Genomic DNA, 2,196 nt, shown 5'->3' with positions numbered 1-2,196 from the left:
GCCGGATCCGCGCGCCGACCAGCGGCAGACCGGCCCGTCTCGTTCGTCCGATTTGCCGGAAAAATCCGGACCCCCCTCCCGGCTGACCCCCGTCTCTTAGTCGGGATTTTTATTGACCGGGCGAAAAACGGTGCATGCAATGGCCTCTGAGCTCGGGGAAGTCGGCGAAAAGCTGCGTGCCGCACTCGAATCGCCCACGGATTCGTTCGAAATCACCGTGTTGATCCTCGAAGCGGCGCGAGTGGGGGATCGGCTAGAGCAACTGAACAGCATTCTTACTGGTGAGGGCGAAATCTGGGCCCGATTGACGAACGGACGTGAGGGCGACCTCGAAATCCGTGTCGACAATGTACTACAGGAGGCGCGCCAGCAGGCGGGCACGCTGCGGCAGCTGATCGGGACGATTCGGCGTCTGCGCGACGAGCCCGAGGCACCCGACGACGATGGGCTCGCCGATCTCTGACCTCGCTGTCATGAAGCGCGAGCTATTCCCAGCGCCGGATCCGGCTGTCTTCCCGACGCTCACCGGTCGGCAGACGCCGCATCACTTCTGGGCGTCGCCGGGCGATGACACCGACGGCCACAAGGCGATCAAGCTCGCCGGGCGGCTGCCGATTCCGCCGGTCATGCCGTGGCAGTCGGGCAATCTGCGGTGTCTGCTGCGGCGCAACCCTGATGGCACGTGGACGCACTCGGACGCCGTGCTCATCGTGCCGCGTCAAAACGGAAAGAGCGAAATCCTTTTGCTCCGTTGCCTTTTCGGCCTCGCGGTGCTGGGCGAGAAGATCCTCTACACGGTGCAGCGTTGGGACACCGGCAAGGATCTGCACGACCGACTCGTGCAGATGATCAACTCGCGGCCGTGGCTGAAACGGCGGCTCGCGAAAAAGCCGACGCTGTCGCAGGGGCGCGGTGAGGTCAAGTTCACCAACGGCGGGCACCTGATTTTCTCGACGCGCTCGGCCGACATGGGCCGCGGCGTAACGAAACTCGATCTGCTGATCTATGACGAGTCCTACAACCTGGACGAGTCCGCCTCGGCGGCCGTCGGTTGGGCGCAGATGGCTGCGCACGATCCGCAGACCATCTACACCAGCTCGGCCGTGAACGCGCACATCCATCCCAAGGGGTTCCTGCTCACCGATATGCGCGCCGCCGGTCTGCGGCAGTCACCGGGCCTCTATCTGGCCGAATACATGGCACCCGAGCCGATGCCGTACGACGCCGAGGAGACTTGGAAGGCCGGTAATCCGTCGTACGGTGTCATCCAGACCGCGGCGAAGATGCGCAAGGAACTGCGCAAGGCCACGACCAAGGCCGGCATCGCGATTTTCGGCGTCGAAGGCCTCGGCCGCGGTATCTGGCCGGTGCGCGACGAGGACCGACCCGCATTGATTCCCGCGGACGTGTGGAACCGGATGAAGAATCCGGCCGCGACGCTGGTCGGACCGAAGGCGATGGCGGTCGATATGACACCGGATCGCAAGACGGTCTCGATCACCGCCTCGCAGTGGACCACCGAGGGCCGCATCCACATCGATCTGGGCTACCACGGGCCGCGCTCGGCGCAGACCGTGCCCTACATCGTGAGCACGGTGTCGCGGCTGGATCCGTGCGTGCTGGTGATCGACGACCAGAGTCCGGCGGCGTCGATGGTCGCCGATCTCGAGGCCGCGGGGCTGACGGTCTACACGACCAACACCAGCGAGATGGCGAAGGCGACCGGCGATTTCTACGACCGATCGGACGGCGCGCTGCTCAACCACACCGGCGATCCCGAGCTCGCCGACGCTGTCGAGGGCGCGGTCAAACGCGATCTGCCGGGCGGCGGCTGGGCATGGGACCGCAAACGCGCACTCGACGACATTTCCCCGCTCGTCGCCGGATCGCTGTCGACCTGGGGGCTGGTGACCTTCGGCGCGCAGACCGCGCCGGTTCAGTCGATCGTGCACCGGGCGACGACTGCGGCGACGCCGTCGCGCCGATTCCGCGGCGAAACATCCGATCTCGCGGCAGTGGGGTTCTAAGTGGGCACAATTTCGGGTTCGATGCGCCGGCGCACGCCGCCGGGTGGGGGCGCCGGCGGGGCCCCCGGGGGGGGGCGGAAGCGCCGCAACCCGGCGGCCGCGCGGGGGGGGCGCGGGGGGGCGCGGGGGGTTGGGTTAGGCGGGTAGGTATCGCGGGGGGAGATGTTAT

Annotated in this window: 2 protein-coding genes; both read left to right on the top strand. The window is 66.8% G+C overall.

All coding sequences use genetic code 11. The features are described from left to right. Nucleotides 1-139: 139 nt before the first annotated feature. A complete protein-coding gene (locus tag AB0M30_RS47630; protein WP_364599311.1) occupies nucleotides 140-463 on the top strand; it encodes a hypothetical protein in 324 nt (107 codons plus the stop codon). Nucleotides 464-473: 10 nt separating this feature from the next. Further along, nucleotides 474-2,027, top strand: coding sequence for a hypothetical protein (locus AB0M30_RS47625; RefSeq protein WP_364599309.1), 1,554 nt, complete (start codon nucleotides 474-476; stop codon nucleotides 2,025-2,027). Nucleotides 2,028-2,196: the final 169 nt, after the last annotated feature.

Origin of the sequence: Amycolatopsis sp. NPDC051716, from assembly GCF_040681595.1 — a bacterium.
GTDB lineage: Bacteria > Actinomycetota > Actinomycetes > Mycobacteriales > Pseudonocardiaceae > Amycolatopsis.
Note: the sequence above shows the minus strand (reverse complement) of the source record. Positions and strands in the feature narration are given on the sequence as shown.